Origin of the sequence: Streptomyces litmocidini (genome assembly GCF_014649755.1) — a bacterium.
GTDB classification, from domain to species: domain Bacteria; phylum Actinomycetota; class Actinomycetes; order Streptomycetales; family Streptomycetaceae; genus Streptomyces; species Streptomyces litmocidini.
Map to the genome: position 1 here is coordinate 162,330 of NZ_BMTQ01000002.1, position 15,683 is coordinate 178,012.

The window sequence follows — 15,683 nt, forward strand, 5'->3', positions numbered from 1 at the left end:
AATCACCCCGCCCACCCCCCGTCCATCCGTGCGCCATCCACAACGCCTCCTGGGCGCCCCCGTCAGCGGCCCGCCGCCGACCCACTCGCCGGGGTGACCAATTCCCACCCAAATGAGCGCGCGAAGGGTGTTTGATCACGGAATTCCCAGGCGCCATGAGGGGATTCCCCGGGGCCTTATCCGTAGTCCACAGATTTTCCGCACAGCCTGTGGATAAGTGAAGGGGACAGCTCCGTCCATCGGTGTTTCCACGGGTCTCAATTCGGGCGAATCAACACGCGCCCCCTTATCCGGTGGGGGCACGCGAACGCGCACCGGTAGCCTGGTGGGGTGATTGACCTTCGCCTGCTCCGTGAGGACCCCGACCGTGTTCGCGCCTCCCAGCGCGCCCGTGGAGAGGACGTCGCGCTCGTCGACGCCCTGCTCTCCGCCGATGAGCGGCGCAGGTCGTCCGGCGTCCGCTTCGACGAGCTCCGATCCGAGCAGAAGGCGCTCGGAAAGCTGATCCCCAAGGCCGGACCCGAAGAGCGCGCCGAGCTCCTGCAGAAGGCCGAGCAGCTCAAGACCGACGTCAAGGCCGCGGAGGCCGAGCAGAACGAGGCCGACGAGACGGCCAAGCAGCTTCTGCTCCAGCTCGGGAACATCGTCCACCCGGACGTCCCGGTCGGCGGCGAGGAGGACTTCGTCGTCCTCGAGACGCACGGCACCATCCGCGACTTCGCGGCCGAGGGCTTCGAGCCCAAGGACCACCTGGAGCTGGGCGAGGCGCTCGGCGCCATCGACGTCGAGCGGGGCGCCAAGGTCTCCGGCTCGCGCTTCTACTACCTGACCGGCGTCGGCGCCCTCCTGGAGCTCGCCCTGGTCAACGCGGCGATCGCCCAGGCCACCGAGGCCGGCTTCATCCCCATGCTCACTCCGGCGCTGGTCCGTCCGCGCGCCATGGAGGGCACCGGCTTCCTCGGCCAGGCCGCGGAGAACGTGTACCACCTGGAGAAGGACGACTACTACCTCGTCGGCACGTCCGAGGTGCCCCTCGCCGCGTACCACATGGACGAGATCATCGAGGCCGGCAAGCTGCCGCTGCGGTACGCGGGCTTCTCGCCCTGCTTCCGCCGCGAGGCCGGCACGTACGGCAAGGACACCCGGGGCATCTTCCGCGTCCACCAGTTCGACAAGGTCGAGATGTTCTCGTACGTCGCTCCGGAGGACGCCGAGGCCGAGCACAAGCGGCTCCTGGAGTGGGAGAAGCAGTGGCTGACCTCGCTGGAGCTGCCGTTCCAGGTCATCGACGTCGCCACCGGTGACCTCGGTGCCTCCGCCTCCCGCAAGTTCGACTGCGAGGCGTGGATCCCGACGCAGGGCAAGTACCGCGAGCTGACCTCCGCCTCGAACTGCGACAGCTTCCAGGCCCGTCGCCTCTCCGTCCGTCTGCGCGACGACAAGGACGGCAAGAAGGTCGTGCAGCCGCTGGCCACCCTGAACGGCACGCTGTGCGCCGTACCGCGCACGATCGTGGCGATCCTCGAGAACCACCAGCTGGCCGACGGCTCCGTGCGGGTGCCCGAGGTGCTCCGTCCGTACCTCGGCGGCCGCGAGGTCCTGGAGCCGATCGCCAAGTGAGCCCCTTCCCCTACCGCCTGGTCGCGACGGACCTCGACGGCACGCTGCTGCGGTCCGACGAGTCCGTCTCGGACCGCACGCGGGACGCGCTCGCCGCGGCGACGGCGGCGGGTGCCGCGCACATCGTGGTCACCGGCCGGGGAGTGCCCTGGACCCGGCACATCCTGGACGACCTCGGCTACCGGGGGATCGCGGTGTGCGGGCAGGGCGCGCAGGTCTACCACGCCGGCGAGCACCGGCTGCTGACCTCGCTGACCCTGGACCGGCAGCTCGCGGGGCTCGCGCTCTCCAAGATCGAGGCGGAGGTGGGCCCGCTGGCGCTGGCCGCCAGCCGTGACGGCCTGGAGGGCGAGGTCCTGATGGGCCCCGGTTACCGGGCCCACGAGGGGCCGCTGCCGTACGTGCCGTACGAGGACCCGGCGGAGCTGTGGGCGGCGCCGCTGACCAAGCTGTACGTGCAGCATCCGGCGCTGTCCGACGACGAGCTGACCCGGGCCGCGCGGGAGACGGTCGGCGGCCTCGTCGACGTCGTCATGGCGGGCCCGGGCATCGTGGAGATCCTCCCGCTCGGCCTCAGCAAGGCGACCGGCCTGTCGCTCGCGGCGCGCCGGCTCGGCGTGAAGGCCGCGGAGACGATCGCCTTCGGCGACATGCCGAACGACATCCCGATGTTCGGCTGGGCGGCGCACGGCGTGGCCATGGGCAACGCGCACGAGGAACTGCGGACGGTGGCGGACGAGGTGACGGCCTCGAACGAGGAGGACGGCATCGCGCTCGTCCTGGAACGCCTGCTGGCCGTCTGACCCGCCCGCGGCCTGATCCGGAAGACGGGCACCGGACCCGTGCGAAGGCCCGCTCCCCGAGGGGAGCGGGCCTTCGCGGGTTCACGGCCCGCGCGGACCGGGGTCCGCGCGCTCGAAGCGGCCGCGCCCGGGGGATCCCCCGTGTCCCCCGCGTGCAACTAGTGTGCGCCGGGCGGCCGTTCGAGGTCGACCGGTTTTCCGCCGGCCGGTGCTCCCCGGGTCAGCGGGTGGCAGGCCAGGCCGATCGCCAGCGAGATCGCGTGACCGAGGTCGGTGTACGTGCGGTCGGTGGCGAGCGGCACGAGGAAGAACGCGACCACCGCGGCGAGGTAGCACAGGCGCCAGGGGTACGGCAGCCGGTAGGTGAGGATCCCGGCCGAGGCGGCGAGGCCGTAGCTGACCCCGATGTCGACGACGTGCGCCATGCTGCGCGGCACGTCGTGGAGCTGGATGGCCGCCAGGACCACCTGCTGGCTGATGAGCGTGGCCGCGATGTGGGCGGTGGCGACGGTGAGGAGCCATTTCGGGGTGCCGAGCCAGCGTTCCACGGGGGCGTGGAAGACCTCGAAGAGCACCGCGTACAGCAGGAAGTCCGACGGGTTCTCGATCCAGAACGCACTGCCCAGCAGGGCCCGCATCGGGTGGTGCGCGAGCTGGTGGAGATTGCTGCTGTTGCGATGGAGGAGGTAGGTGTCCAGCGCGGCGGGGGAGAGCGCGATGACGAGGCTGGTGATCGCGATGACCGCCAGCCACACATGCGTACCGGGTGACGAACGCACCCACGACCTGATCGGCCGGGACGGTTCGCCACCCGGGGAGGTTTCGCTCGGCACCTTTCAGTGCCTATCACCCGGAGCCGGGAGAAACCTCAGAAATTGATCATGTGTCCGGCAATACCGTGGATCGCTTCCTTCACGGCCTCGCCCAGCGTCGGGTGCGCGTGCACGTTCCGGGCGACCTCGTGGACCGTGAGGTCCCACTGCTGGGCCAGCGTCAGCTCGGGCAGCAGCTCGGTGACGTCGGGGCCGATCAGGTGGGCGCCGATGATCTCGCCGTACTTCGCGTCGGCGACGATCTTGACGAAGCCGGTGGCGTCGCCGAGGCCGTGCGCCTTGCCGTTCGCGACGAACGGGAACTTGGCGACCTTGACGTCGAAGCCCTTCTCGCGGGCCTGCGCCTCGGTCCAGCCGAAGCTGGCGATCTGCGGCTGGCAGTAGGTCGCGCGCGGGATCATCGGGTAGTCGAGCTCCATCGTCTCGGCGTCCCCGATGGTCTCGGCCGCGATGACGCCCATGGCCTCGGCGGTGTGCGCGAGCATCAGCTTCGCCGTCACGTCACCGATGGCGTAGATGTGCGGCACGGAGGTGCGGCAGCGGCCGTCGACGTCGATGGCGCCGCGCTCGGTCAGCGCGACGCCGGTGTTCTCCAGGCCGTAGCCGGTGACGTTCGGCGCGAAGCCGATGGCCTGGAGGACCTTGTCGGCCTCCAGGACCTTCTGGGCGCCGTCCTTGCCGGTGACCGTGACGCGGACCTGCGGGCCGGACTCGTCGATGGCCTCGACGCGGGTGGAGGTCAGGACGTCGATGCCGAGCTTGCGGTACTGCTTCGCGAGCTCCTTGGAGACCTCCTCGTCCTCCAGCGGCGCGATGCGGTCGAGGAACTCGACGATCGTGACCTTGGTGCCGTAGTTGTTCAGCACGTACGCGAACTCGATGCCGATGGCGCCGGCACCGGCGATGACGATCGACTTGGGGGCGTCCTCGGCGAGGATCTGCTGCTCGTACGAGACGACGCGGTCGCTCAGCGAGGTGCCGGGGAGCATCCGCGGGGAGGCGCCGGTGGCGATGATGCAGTTGTCGAAGGTGATCGTCTCCGAGGTGCCGTCGGCCTTGGCCACCTGGAGGGTGTTCGCGTCGAGGAAGGTGCCCCGGCCGCTGAACTCGGTGATCCCGTTCTTCTTCATCAGGAAGTGGACGCCCTTGACGCGGCCGTCCGCGACCGAGCGGCTGCGGCGGAAGGCCTCGCCGTAGTCGAAGGAGACGGTGCCGTCGACCTTGATGCCGAAGGTCTTCGCCTCGTGGTTGAAGATGTGGGCGAGCTCGGCGTTGCGCAGCAACGCCTTGGTGGGGATGCAGCCGACGTTCAGGCAGACACCGCCCCAGTACTTCTCCTCGACGACCGCGACCCGCTTGCCCAGCTGGGCGGCGCGGATGGCGGCGACGTAGCCGCCGGGGCCAGCTCCGAGTACGACGACGTCGAAGCGGTCTGACATGACTGACTCCCGAGGGTGGTGAGGGTGTTCGGCACACGTACGAGCCCACAGTAGTCCGGTCGCTGCGGCCCGGTCCGGGAGGCGAGGGAGCTCACTTGTAGGATGACTGGGCAACCGGGCGAATGGAGGATTTCGATGGCGCTCAAGGCGGCGGGGCGGACCTCGCTGGTGGACTCCGCGGTGGAACAGCTGCGCACACAGCTCGCCGACGGGGAGTGGGCGGTCGGCGACCGCATCCCGACCGAGCACGAGCTCGCGCAGCAGCTCGGCGTCGGGCGCAACACCGTCCGCGAGGCGGTCCGGGTCCTCGTCCACGCGGGTCTCCTGGAGTCCCGCCAGGGCAACGGCACCTTCGTCAGGTCGACCGCCGACCCGTCCGCCGTGCTGCGCGGCGTCCGGCACGCGGGCGCGGCCGACGTCCTCGAACTCCGGATCGCCCTGGAGGCCGAGGCCGCCCGCCTCGCGGCCACCCGGCGCGACACCCACGACCTGCTGCGGCTGCGGGCCGCCCTGAACGGTCTGCGCGAGGAGGGCGACCGGGACGCGGACGCGGACCTCGCCTTCCACCTCGCGGTCGTCGGCGCGACCCACAACGCGGCCTTCGTCGAGGTGTACCGCTTCTTCTCCGCGCAGGTGCACGAGGTCCTGGTGGAGGCCCTCGGCGACCGGGAGATGCCCCCGGTCGACATCGACGCCCACGAGGCCCTGGTGGTGGCCGTCGAGGCCGGCGACCCGGAGGCGGCGGAGCGCCAGGCCCGCGAACTGCTGCGGGCCCCGATGGAGACGGTCGCGGCACTGACGGGACAGGACCAGTGAGCTCCGGGACGCGTACGGGTACGGGTACGGGGAGGGGCGCGGACACGGGCACGGGCACGGGCACGGGATCGGGGACCGGACCGGGCTCGGAGGCCGGGCCGGGCCCCGGGACGCGGGCGGAAGCGGAGGCCCGCGTGCTCGTCGACGCCGAGGCCGGGGTCCGGCCGTCGGCCGAGGGGGCCGTGGCCCGGCGGGCCCTGCTCGCCCACCCGGCGCTGCTCCTGGTCGGCATCGTGCTGGCCTCGCTCAACATGCGGGTCGCGCTGGCGAGCGTGGCGCCGCTGGTCGGCGAGATATCCGCCGCCTTCGGGCTCTCGTCGACCGCGAGCTCGCTCGTGACCTCGGTGCCGGTGCTGTTCCTCGGCCTGGGCGCCCTGGTGGCGCCGTGGCTCGGGCGCCGGTTCGGCGCCGAGCGCGTGCTGTTCGCGGCGCTCCTGCTGCTCGGCGTCGGCATCCTCGCGCGCGTGCTGCCGTCCGTGTACGCGCTGTACGGCGGCGGGATCCTCGTCGGCACCGCGATCGCCCTGCTCAACGTGCTGATGCCGGGCCTGATCAAGCGTGACTTCCCGGGCCGGGCCGCCTCGATGACCTCGGTCTACACGGGCGCGATGATCGCCGGTGCCACCGTCGCCGCGGCGGCCGCCGTGCCGCTGGAGAAGGCCCTGGGCGGCGGCTGGGAGGCCTCCCTGGGCTTCTGGTCGCTGCTCGCCGCGGTCGCGGCCCTCGCCTGGCTTCCGCAGGTGCTGATCGCCCGGGGCCGCACGGGGCACGAGGTACGGGCCGTCCCGGCCGGCGGCGGCCGCCCGGTGAACGTCTGGCGCTCGGCGCTCGCCTGGCAGGTCACCCTCTTCATGGGGCTGCAGTCGCTGTGGTCGTACGTGCTGATCGCCTGGATGCCGACGATCTTCACCGACCACGGGATGAGCCGCTCCACGGCCGGCGTGATCTTCGCCTTCAACAACCTGATCCAGGTCGCCGGCGCCTTCGTGGTGCCGCTGCTCGCCGGCCGGATGCGCGGCCAGCGCCCGCTGATCGTGCTGGTCACGACGCTGGTCGCGGCCGGTTACGCCGGACTGATGGTGGCGCCCGTGGAGGGCGCCTGGCTCTGGTCGGCGGTCCTCGGCGTCGGTCAGGGCGGCGCCGTCGGCCTCGCCCTGACCCTGATCGTGCTGCGCTCCGGGGACGCGGTGACCGCGGCCGGACTGTCCGGCATGGCCCAGACGGTCGGCTATCTGCTGGCCGCCGCCGGGCCGCTGGCCGCGGGCGCCCTCCACCAGGCCACCGGCTCCTGGACCCTGCCGATCTCCCTGGTGCTCGCCGTCTGCGCGGCGGCCGCGGGCGTCGGACTGCTCGCCGCCCGGGACCGTACGGTCTGACGCTCCCCGGGGCGGCTACTCCTCTCCGGCCAGCTTCAGCGTGCGCAGCTTGTGGCCGGCGAACCAGGTGGCGCCGAGGGTGACGGCCACCAGCAGCACGGTCGCCGTCGGCAGGGCCACGTCCGACGTGACCAGGCCGTCGCCGGTGACCTTCTCGGCCAGCGCGAGCGCCCACTGCTGGACGCTGAGGGTGCGGGCGCCGGAGATCAGGGAACCGAAGAGCGCCTCCCACACCAGCGCGTAGACGAGGCCGATCACCACCGCGTGCCGGCTGACCGTGCCGAGCAGCAGGAAGAGCGCGCTGTAGGCGATGGAGGCGACCAGCGCGGCGACCGTGTAGGCGACGGCGACCTGCTGCCCGTTCCCGTTCAGGATGAATCCGGCGATCAGCGTCGGCACGGCCGAGAAGACCATGGTGACGGCTATGGCCACGAACAGCTTGGTGGTGATGATCGTCGTCCGCTTCACCGGCTTGGAGAGCAGGTAGACGATGGAGCCGTCGTCGATCTCCGGTCCGATCGCGCCCGTGCCGGCGATGACGCCGATCAGCGGGACCATCGTGGCGAGCGCGAAGCCGCCCAGGAGGTCGGCCGCGACCTGGTCGTCCGCGCCGTTGAGCGCGCGGACGGCCGCGGCGATGACCAGGAGCAGGGCGGGCAGGAGGAAGAGGATCGCCGCTCGGCGGCGGCCGAGGAGGGCCCGGTAGGTGAGCCGGGCGACAGTGGGGTCGTACATCGGGGTCGTACTCCTTTCAGGCCGCGACGAGATACGAGAAGACGGATTCGAGGGACTCGTCGGAGGGCGAGACCGCGAGCAGCCGGATGCCCCGCTCCCGCGCGACCTTCGGCAGCAGCTCGGTGAACCGTCCGAAGTCGACGGCCTGGATCCGCAGTCCGCCCTCCACCGCGTCGACCTCGATGCCGGCCGTGGACGGGTCGGCGATCAGGGCGGCGGCGAGCTCCCGGTCGTCGCTGGAGCGGACCAGGTAGCGGTGCGGACGGTCCGTCATCAGGCGACGGATCTTGCGGAAGTCGCCGGAGGCCGCGTGCCGTCCGGCGACGATCACCTCGATGTGGGAGGCGAGCTGCTCGACCTCCTCCAGGATGTGCGAGGAGAACAGGACCGTGCGGCCGTCCGCGCCCATCCGCCGCAGCAGGTCCATCAACTGCATGCGCTGACGCGGGTCCATGCCGTTGAAGGGCTCGTCGAGCAGGAGCACGGACGGTTCGTGGACGAGGGCCGAGGCCATCTTCACGCGCTGCCGCATGCCCTTGCTGTACGTGGCGATCTTCCGGTCCTGCGCGTACTCCATCTCGACGGTGGCCAGGGCCCGCTGGGCCTCCGCCGCGCCGAGGCCCTGGAGCTCCGCGTTGGCCACGACGAACTCGCGGCCGGTGAGGAAGTCGTACATCGCCTCCCGCTCGGGGACGACGCCGATGGAGCGGTAGACCGACTCGTTGCGCCAGACCGGCACGCCGTCGAGGGTCACGCTGCCGGTGGACGGGTCGAGGAAGCCGCCCATCATGTTGATGAGGGTGGACTTCCCGGCGCCGTTGGGGCCCAGGAGCCCGGTGACGCCGGGGCCGATCGACATCGTGATGTCGTTGACCGCCACCACGTTCCCGAACCAGCGCGAGACGTGGTCGATGTGCAAGGTGCTCACAGTCCGACCTTTCGGTAGCGGCGCATCAGGATGCCGTAGGAGGCGGCCATGAGGCCGAGGACGACCAGCAGGTAGACGGCGCCCACGCCCGCACTGACCTGCATCTCGCCGGGGAAGGAGGCGGGAGCGCCGAGGAACGCGTTCTGCAGGCCGATGACGAGGGTGAGGGGCGAGAAGAGGCCGAGCCAGACGATGGAGCCGGTGTTCTCGGTGGCGTAGGAGATGCCCTGGAGGGTGGAGACCGCGCCGTAGGAGATGGTGAGGACGGCGATCACGGCGGCGACGCCGAAGCCGCGACGCGGGGTGAGCGCGGCCATGACCAGGCCGACGCCGGCGAAGAGCACCGACAGGATCGCGACGGAGACGAGCCCCTGGCCGAACAGCTTGGCCTGCTCGGCGAAGTCCATCTTGGCCAGCATCGAGCCGATCCACATGATGAGCAGCGGGGTGGCGGTGAGGACGAAGAGCGCCGAGGCCATCGCCCCGTACTTGGCCAGCACGTAGTCCACCCGCTCGATGGGGCGGGAGAAGTACAGCGGGACCGTCCGGAACCTCAGGTCGCGGGAGACCGACTGGGGCGCCTGGGAGGCGAGGAAGACGGCGATGACGAGCTGGAGGTAGACCGCGTACTGGGTGTACTCCATGAAGAGCTTGTCGGCCTTGGTGTACACCGAGATGGCGACGATGATCAGCGCGGGCGCGCACATCACCGCGAAGAGCAGCATCGGCAGCACCTTGGACTTGGCGCTGCGGCCCAGTCCGTACGCGCCGCGCAGCGACTGCGAGAACAGGGACCGGCGCGCGTACGCCCGGCCGTGGCGCGGGCCGTCGTAGGACCGGTAGCCGATGTTGTGGATCCGGGTCGTGTCGGGGGCCTGGGAGCTCATCGAGCGGGCACCTCCTCCTGGTCCTTCGCCTTGAAGACCTCGGCGATGTGGTGGCGGCGCTGCTCCATGCGGACGAGGCCGAGGCCGAGCTCGGCGACGGTGTCCCGCACGAGGTCGTACGTCTCCTCGCCGGCCGCCTCCAGGAGCAGGATGTGGCCCGCGCCCGGCAGGCCGTCCTCCACGCCCGCGTGGACCGGGACGCCGGCGGCGGCGAGGGCCGCGCGGAGCGCCGCCGTGCCGTCCGGGACGGTGTCGGAGTCGGTGACCTCGACGGCGAGCGTCGTGGTGGTTCGGGTGAAGTCGCTGGTGGAGCTGGAGCGCAGCAGCCGGCCGCCGTCGATGACGACGACGTGGTCGCAGGTGCGCTCCAGCTCGCCCAGCAGGTGCGAGGTGACGAGGACGGAGATGCCGAAGTCGGTCCAGATCCTGCGGATCAGTCCGAGCATCTCGTCCCGGCCGACCGGGTCGAGGCCGTTGGTCGGCTCGTCGAGGAGGACCAGCTTGGGGTCGTGGACGAGCGCCTGGGCCAGTTTCACCCGCTGCTTCATGCCCGTCGAGTAGCCGCCCATCGGGCGGTAGCGCTCCTCGTAGAGGCCGACGTGCCGCAGGGTGTCGGCGGTCCGCTCCCGGGCGGCGGTCGCGGGCAGCCCGGACATCCGCGCCATGTGGACGACGAACTCGGTGGCCGAGACGTCCGGCGGAAGGCAGTCGTGCTCGGGCATGTACCCGACGCGCTCACGGATCTCGGAACCGTGGGTCCGGACGTCGAGGCCCAGGACCTGGGCGCTGCCCTCCGTGGCGGGGGAGAGTCCGAGCAGGATCTTGATCATCGTGGACTTGCCGGCTCCGTTGGCACCCACCAGTCCGGTCACACCGGGCCCGATGTCCAGGGAGAGCCGGTCGAGAGCGGTCACCCGGGGGAACCGCTTGCTGAGGCTTTCGGTGGCGATCACAGTCACGCTTCGACGGTAGTGGCGTGCGCCACAGCAGTCGTCAGCCCAACGGCTCGATCCTTCTCCCACTTCAGGAGTACAAGCCCGTAGGGGCGTCGCGACGAAAGTCTTTTTCCGGGGACGGTAACCGCGGTTTTCCACAGGCCGTCGTCCGCCCCCTTGACGCAGCCGCCGGGCATTGTCACATTCATCGGTGTCAAGTTACGAACGCGTAGCGCAGTCGGGCGCTCACACGGGACGGCGGGTGGCATGGCCTCAGCAGTGACAGGCGAACTCTCCGCGGAGCTGCGGGGGTTCAGGGAAGTGCAGCGGCTCTCCTACGAGTGCGCGGAAGCCGTCGCGGCCCAGCTCAAGCCGGGCGTGACCGAGCGCGATGCCGCCCGGATGCAGCGGGAGTGGCTCCACGAGCGGGGCGTGCGGGACTGGTTCCACCGGCCCTTCGCCTGGTTCGGCGACCGCACGGCCTTCGTGGACTTCAGGGTTCCGCTGCAGTTCTTCCCCACGAACCGGCGTCTCGAGGCGGGGATGCCGTTCATCCTCGACATGGCGCCGGTCTACAAGGGCTACACGGCCGACATCGGCTACAGCGGCTGCCTGGGCCTCGATCCCCTGCACGACAAGCTGCTCGCCGACCTGGAGGCCCACCGCGAACTGATCCTGCGCGAGGTGCGCGAGCGCCGCACGCTGCGCGAGATATACGAGGGCGTGGACCGGCTCATGGTCCGCCAGGGGTACGCGAACCGGCACCGCGCCTACCCCTTCGGCGTCATCGCCCACAAGATCGACCGGGTGAAGGAGCGCCGCTGGGCGCCGACGCTCTTCGGCTTCGGCACCCAGTCGCTTAAGGGGCTCGCGAGCGACGCCCTGCACGGCCACCGGGACGGCTGGTCCCCGCTCTGGTCGCCGTACAAGTTCTCCGACCACCCGCCCGTGCCCGGGCTGTGGGCGGTCGAGCCGCACCTCGGTTTCCGGGGGACGGGCGCGAAGTTCGAGGAGATCCTGGTCGTCACCGACTCCCGGGACCCCGAGCAGAGCGCTTTCTGGCTGGACGACGATCTGCCGCACGTGCGGCGCTGGAACGAGGGAGCGGTCTGATGGCGGGGCTGAACGGGGCGCGGGAGCGCCGGGTCCGGACGGGCGGGATCGAGCTGTGCGTCGCCGAGCTGGGCGACACGGACCGGCCGACCGTCCTGCTCGTGCACGGGTACCCGGACTCCAAGGAGGTGTGGTCGGAGGTCGCGGTCCGGCTGGCCGAGGAGTTCCACGTGGTGCTGTACGACGTCCGGGGCCACGGCCGGTCGACGGCGCCGGTCCCGCTGCGCGGCGGCTTCACGCTGGAGAAGCTGACGGACGACTTCCTCGCGGTCGCCGACGCCGTCAGCCCGGACCGGCCGGTCCACCTGGTCGGTCACGACTGGGGTTCGGTGCAGGCCTGGGAGTTCGCCACCGTGCAGCGCACGGAGGGCCGGATCGCCTCCTTCACCTCGATGTCGGGGCCCTCGCTCGACCACTTCGGGCACTGGATCAAGCAGCGGATGACCCGGCCCACCCCGCGCCGGATCGGCCAGCTCCTCGGCCAGGGCGCCAAGTCCTGGTACGTGTACATGCTGCACACGCCCGTGCTGCCGGAGCTCGCCTGGCGCGGCCCGCTCGGCAAACGCTGGCCGAAGGTCCTGGAGCGGGTGGAGAAGGTCCCGGCCGGCGACTATCCGACGTCCTCCCTGCCGGACGACGCGGCGCACGGTGCCTGGCTCTACCGGGACAACGTCCGGGCCCGCCTCGGCAGGCCGCGCCCCGACGCGTACGCGCACGTGCCCGTCCAGCTGATCACGCCGACCGGGGACGCGTTCCTCTCCGAGCGCCTCTACGACGACCTGGGCACCTGGGTGCCCGACCTGACCCGGCGCACGCTGCCGGCCAAGCACTGGGTGCCGCGCACCCGTCCGGACCAGCTGTCCGCATGGATCGCCGAGTTCGTCCGGGCCAACGAGGACGCGGCGGCCAGGGCGCCGAAGCCGGTCGCGGCGAAGAGCGACGTGAAGCCGGAGTACGCGGAGCGGTTCGGCGGACAGCTCGTCCTGGTGACCGGGGCGGCCAGCGGCATCGGCCGGGCCACCGCCTTCGCGTTCGCGGAGGCCGGCGCCCGGGTGGTGGCCGTGGACCGGGACGCCGAGGGGGCGGTCCGCACGGCCGAGATGGCGCGCCTGATCGGTGCCCCGGAGGCCTGGGGCGAGACGGTCGACGTCGCCGACGAGCAGGCGATGGAGCAGCTGGCCGCGAAGGTGGCGGCCGAGTACGGCGTCGTCGACGTCCTGGTCAACAACGCGGGCATCGGGCTCACCGGTTCCTTCTTCGCGACCTCGGGCGAGGAGTGGAAGCGGGTCCTGGACGTCAACCTGTGGGGCGTCATCCACGGCTGCCGCTTCTTCGGCGCGCAGATGACCGCGCGCGGGCAGGGCGGCCACATCGTCAACACCGCGTCCGCAGCGGCCTTTCAGCCCTCCCGGGCGCTGCCGGCCTACAGCACGTCGAAGGCGGCGGTGCTGATGCTCAGCGAGTGCCTGCGCGCCGAACTGGCCGACCAGGGCATCGGGGTGTCGGCGATATGCCCCGGCATCGTCAACACCAGCATCACGGCGACCGCGCGGTTCGCCGGGGTCACGGACGCGGCGGAGGAGAAGCGGCGGCAGCAGAAGGCCTCCCGGCTGTACGGCCTGCGGAACTACCCGCCGGAGAAGGTCGCGGACGCGATCCTGGGGGCGGTTCTGCACGACCGGGCCGTGGTCCCGGTGACCCCCGAGGCCCGGGGCGCCCACCTCCTGTCCCGCCTCAGCCCCGGGGCGCTGCGGGCACTGGCCCGCTGGCAGCCGCCGGCGTGACGGTCGGGGCCTGATCCGGGCAGGTCACCGATCCGGGCAGGCCACTGATCCAGGAAGACCACCGATCCGGGCAGGTCACGGCGTGGGGACCGGCGGGGTCGTGCCCGGACCGGTGGCCACACCGGCGCGGCCGGCTGGACCTGAGCCGGGCCGGTGGTCGCCCCGGTGCGACCGGCGGGGTCCGGGGCGGGCGGCGGTCGTACGATCCCTTCCAGGAGGGACCCCGCGACGGCGGGGTGGAGGACGCGGGTGGTGGGAGCGGGTTTGGCCGAGCAGTCAGCACAGCCGGAGTACCGGATCGAGGATCTCGCCCACCACAGCGGGGCCACGGTCCGGACGATCCGCGCCTACCAGGACCGCGGCCTGCTGCCCCGCCCGGAGCGGCGGGGCAGGTCGAACGTGTACGGGGACGCGCACCTCGCGCGGCTCCGGCAGATCGCCGACCTCCTCGACCGGGGCTACACCCTGGCCTCGATCAAGGAGCTCCTAGAGGCCTGGGACACCGGCCGGGGCCTCGGCGGGGTGCTGGGGCTGGTCGCGGAGGTCCACGGGCCGTGGACGGACGAGGAGGCGGACCGGATCTCCCGCGCGGAGCTGGACGCCCGCTTCGGCGGCACGCCGGACGAGGAGGCCATCCGGGAGGCGGTCGAGCTCGGCGTACTGGAGCGGCTGCCGGAACGGGAGGGCGAGGAGTACCTCGTACCGAGCCCGCAGGAGCTGGCGGTGGCGGCCGAGTTGTACGCGGCGGGTGTGCCCCTGGCGGCGATCACCGGTCACCTGAGGGAACTTCGCGACCAGGTCGAGCACATCGCCTCCCGTTTCCTGGAGTTCACGACCGAGCACGTCTTCGCGCGCTATCTGGAGCACCGGCCGCCGACGGACGCGGACGCGGCCGAGGCGGCGACGATGGTGCGGCGGCTCAGGCCGCTCGCCCAGCAGACCGTGGACGCCGAACTGGCTCGGGCCATGCGCCTGTTGGCCACCCGCCACCTCCAGATCCACCTGTCGCCGGACCCGCCCCGGGCGAGGGACGACCAGCCGCGCGCGGTGTCGCTCCCGGCCGGGACGATACGGGCCGTGCAGGGCCTGGTCGGCGCGGAGGGCGTCGAGGCCTTCATCGCGGCAGCCACAGAACGAGAGGTCCATAAAAGGACATTGGACGCACTTGCGGCAAGTCGTCACAAACAGGAGGGAATTGGGTAAATGCTTTGACCGGACAGCCCCGTTGTCCACAGAATCTCAAACTTGCCTGTGGATAACTCCACTTGCTTGTGGATCAAACCCGAACGGGGAAGAAATCGAGATGGATGAACGACGCACCGTGAAGGTGTCGAAGTACCTCTCCAGGCATCTGCGCCACCAGCCCGAGCGCATCGGACTCGTCCTCGACGCGCACGGCTGGACCGAGATCGACGCCCTGCTCCGGGCCGCCGCGGAGCACGGCTTCCCCTTCACCCGTGACGAGCTGGACCACGTCGTCGCGACCAACGACAAGAAGCGCTTCGCCGTCGAGGGCACCCGCATCCGGGCGAACCAGGGCCACACCGTGGCGGTCGACCTCGACCTGCCGGTCGCCGAACCGCCCGCGTACCTCCATCACGGTACGGTCGCGGACCGGATCCCGGCGATCCGGGCGGAGGGACTGCGGCCCATGGCCCGCCACCACGTCCACCTCTCCCCCGACCGGGAGACGGCGACCCGGGTCGGCGCGCGCCGGGGACGGCCCGTCGTGCTGAGCGTCGACGCCGGCGCCATGCGGCGGGCCGGACACGTCTTCCGCGTCAGCGCCAACGGGGTCTGGCTGACCGACGCCGTCCCGCCGGAGTTCCTCCGTTTCCCTTCCTGAGCCCGCGTCCCAGGGCCGTGCGGCATGATCGTCGCCATGGCTCATCCGCATCTGCCCACCACCGAGGCCGCCGTCACCGCGATCCGTGAGATCGCCCGGGAGTTCCACCTGGAGATGACGGTGACCGACGACATCGGCGCGGACCGGACCTCCCGGCGCACCTCCTCCGGGGCGTTCGCCGTCCTCGACCCGGACGGCTCGCTGCCGCACGAGGCCTACGTCGAACTGGGCGGCTCCCCCTCGGTCGCGGTCCAGGTCTTCCCCGAGGACGACGCCACGATCACCGTGGACGGGATCGCGTTCGCGGACGTGCCCCGCGACGCCGTCCCCGCCTTCCTCCGCTCCGTCCACGGCGGTCTCGCCCATGTGAAGGGACGGTTCTTCCCGCCCGGTTGGTGGCTGATCGTCCCGCTGCCCGGCGACGAGACGTACAAGGAGCTCGTCCCCGGGGCCTCGCTCACTCCCTGGATGAGCTCCCGCGTCCGCTGACCGCCGCGGGTTCGGGTACACAGCCCTCACTTCCGGGGGAATCGCGAGCGCCGGAGAGAGTCGGCGGCACGGGTCCGGG

The 15,683-nt window shown here is 71.4% G+C and carries 15 protein-coding genes; 9 read left to right on the forward strand and 6 right to left on the reverse strand.

The features are described from left to right. Positions 1-330 precede the first annotated feature (330 nt). Together serS and IE180_RS04080 are read left to right on the forward strand one after the other, a co-directional pair. Positions 331-1,620 (forward strand): serine--tRNA ligase, encoded by a 1,290-nt coding sequence (serS, locus tag IE180_RS04075; RefSeq protein WP_190155358.1) that lies wholly within the window; start codon positions 331-333, stop codon positions 1,618-1,620. Further along, entirely contained in the window at positions 1,617-2,423 is an 807-nt protein-coding gene (locus IE180_RS04080; protein WP_190155359.1) for an HAD family hydrolase, read from the forward strand. The genes serS and IE180_RS04080 overlap by 4 nt, the downstream gene beginning before the upstream one ends. Positions 2,424-2,581: 158 nt before the next feature. On the opposite strand, the gene IE180_RS04085 is transcribed toward IE180_RS04080, so the two are convergent. Together IE180_RS04085 and lpdA are read right to left on the reverse strand one after the other, a co-directional pair. Then, positions 2,582-3,202 (reverse strand): rhomboid-like protein, encoded by a 621-nt coding sequence (locus IE180_RS04085; protein WP_373302660.1) that lies wholly within the window; start codon positions 3,200-3,202, stop codon positions 2,582-2,584. Between the two features lie 89 nt (positions 3,203-3,291). Beyond that, positions 3,292-4,695: a dihydrolipoyl dehydrogenase gene (gene lpdA / locus IE180_RS04090; RefSeq protein ID WP_190155361.1), complete on the reverse strand. Its 1,404-nt coding sequence runs from the start codon at positions 4,693-4,695 to the stop codon at positions 3,292-3,294. 135 nt (positions 4,696-4,830) lie between these two features. On the opposite strand from lpdA, the gene IE180_RS04095 reads away from it, so the two are divergent. Next, positions 4,831-5,511 carry a FadR/GntR family transcriptional regulator gene (locus IE180_RS04095; protein ID WP_190155362.1) on the forward strand — a complete coding sequence of 227 codons (681 nt, stop codon included), beginning with the start codon at positions 4,831-4,833 and terminating at the stop codon, positions 5,509-5,511. A 134-nt stretch (positions 5,512-5,645) separates the two neighbouring features. Next, on the forward strand, positions 5,646-6,887 hold the full coding sequence (locus IE180_RS04100; protein ID WP_190155363.1) for a CynX/NimT family MFS transporter: 1,242 nt from the start codon (positions 5,646-5,648) through the stop codon (positions 6,885-6,887). 15 nt (positions 6,888-6,902) lie between these two features. On the opposite strand, the gene IE180_RS04105 is transcribed toward IE180_RS04100, so the two are convergent. Genes IE180_RS04105 through IE180_RS04120 form a run of 4 tightly spaced genes read right to left on the reverse strand, consistent with a single transcriptional unit; the run spans position 6,903 to position 10,390 of the window. Further along, positions 6,903-7,622: an ABC transporter permease gene (locus IE180_RS04105; RefSeq protein WP_190155364.1), complete on the reverse strand. Its 720-nt coding sequence runs from the start codon at positions 7,620-7,622 to the stop codon at positions 6,903-6,905. Between the two features lie 16 nt (positions 7,623-7,638). After that, positions 7,639-8,550 carry an ABC transporter ATP-binding protein gene (locus IE180_RS04110; RefSeq protein ID WP_190155365.1) on the reverse strand — a complete coding sequence of 304 codons (912 nt, stop codon included), beginning with the start codon at positions 8,548-8,550 and terminating at the stop codon, positions 7,639-7,641. Beyond that, the gene (locus IE180_RS04115; protein ID WP_190155366.1) at positions 8,547-9,437 is read right to left on the reverse strand and encodes an ABC transporter permease; all 891 of its coding nucleotides are present in this window, start codon (positions 9,435-9,437) and stop codon (positions 8,547-8,549) included. Before IE180_RS04115 ends, IE180_RS04110 begins: the two co-directional genes overlap by 4 nt. Next, a complete protein-coding gene (locus IE180_RS04120) occupies positions 9,434-10,390 on the reverse strand; it encodes an ABC transporter ATP-binding protein (RefSeq protein ID WP_190155791.1) in 957 nt (318 codons plus the stop codon). Before IE180_RS04120 ends, IE180_RS04115 begins: the two co-directional genes overlap by 4 nt. A gap of 249 nt (positions 10,391-10,639) precedes the next feature. Between IE180_RS04120 and IE180_RS04125 the strand changes: the two genes are divergently transcribed. The 5 genes from IE180_RS04125 to IE180_RS04145 all read left to right on the forward strand — a co-directional run bounded on the left by IE180_RS04125 (position 10,640) and on the right by IE180_RS04145 (position 15,604). Next, positions 10,640-11,485, forward strand: coding sequence for a M24 family metallopeptidase (locus tag IE180_RS04125; protein WP_190155367.1), 846 nt, complete (start codon positions 10,640-10,642; stop codon positions 11,483-11,485). After that, entirely contained in the window at positions 11,485-13,269 is a 1,785-nt protein-coding gene (locus IE180_RS04130) for an SDR family oxidoreductase (protein WP_190155368.1), read from the forward strand. The genes IE180_RS04125 and IE180_RS04130 overlap by 1 nt, the downstream gene beginning before the upstream one ends. A 264-nt stretch (positions 13,270-13,533) precedes the next feature. Continuing rightward, a complete protein-coding gene (locus tag IE180_RS04135) occupies positions 13,534-14,472 on the forward strand; it encodes a MerR family transcriptional regulator (protein ID WP_229860281.1) in 939 nt (312 codons plus the stop codon). Positions 14,473-14,572: 100 nt separating this feature from the next. Continuing rightward, positions 14,573-15,115, forward strand: a complete 543-nt coding sequence (locus tag IE180_RS04140; RefSeq protein WP_190155370.1) for an RNA 2'-phosphotransferase — start codon at positions 14,573-14,575, stop codon at positions 15,113-15,115. Between the two features lie 36 nt (positions 15,116-15,151). Further along, a complete protein-coding gene (locus tag IE180_RS04145; RefSeq protein WP_190155371.1) occupies positions 15,152-15,604 on the forward strand; it encodes a hypothetical protein in 453 nt (150 codons plus the stop codon). Positions 15,605-15,683: the final 79 nt, after the last annotated feature.

Bases quoted from the DNA above. Each gene is read 5' to 3' on its own strand.
- lpdA (WP_190155361.1), bottom strand. From the start codon at position 4,695: ATGTCAGACCGCTTCGACGTCGTCGTACTCGGAGCTGGCCCCGGCGGC.
- IE180_RS04095 (WP_190155362.1), top strand. From the start codon at position 4,831: ATGGCGCTCAAGGCGGCGGGGCGGACCTCGCTGGTGGACTCCGCGGTG.
- IE180_RS04105 (WP_190155364.1), bottom strand. From the start codon at position 7,622: ATGTACGACCCCACTGTCGCCCGGCTCACCTACCGGGCCCTCCTCGGC.
- IE180_RS04115 (WP_190155366.1), bottom strand. From the start codon at position 9,437: ATGAGCTCCCAGGCCCCCGACACGACCCGGATCCACAACATCGGCTAC.
- IE180_RS04125 (WP_190155367.1), top strand. From the start codon at position 10,640: ATGGCCTCAGCAGTGACAGGCGAACTCTCCGCGGAGCTGCGGGGGTTC.
- IE180_RS04130 (WP_190155368.1), top strand. From the start codon at position 11,485: ATGGCGGGGCTGAACGGGGCGCGGGAGCGCCGGGTCCGGACGGGCGGG.
- IE180_RS04140 (WP_190155370.1), top strand. From the start codon at position 14,573: ATGGATGAACGACGCACCGTGAAGGTGTCGAAGTACCTCTCCAGGCAT.
- IE180_RS04145 (WP_190155371.1), top strand. From the start codon at position 15,152: ATGGCTCATCCGCATCTGCCCACCACCGAGGCCGCCGTCACCGCGATC.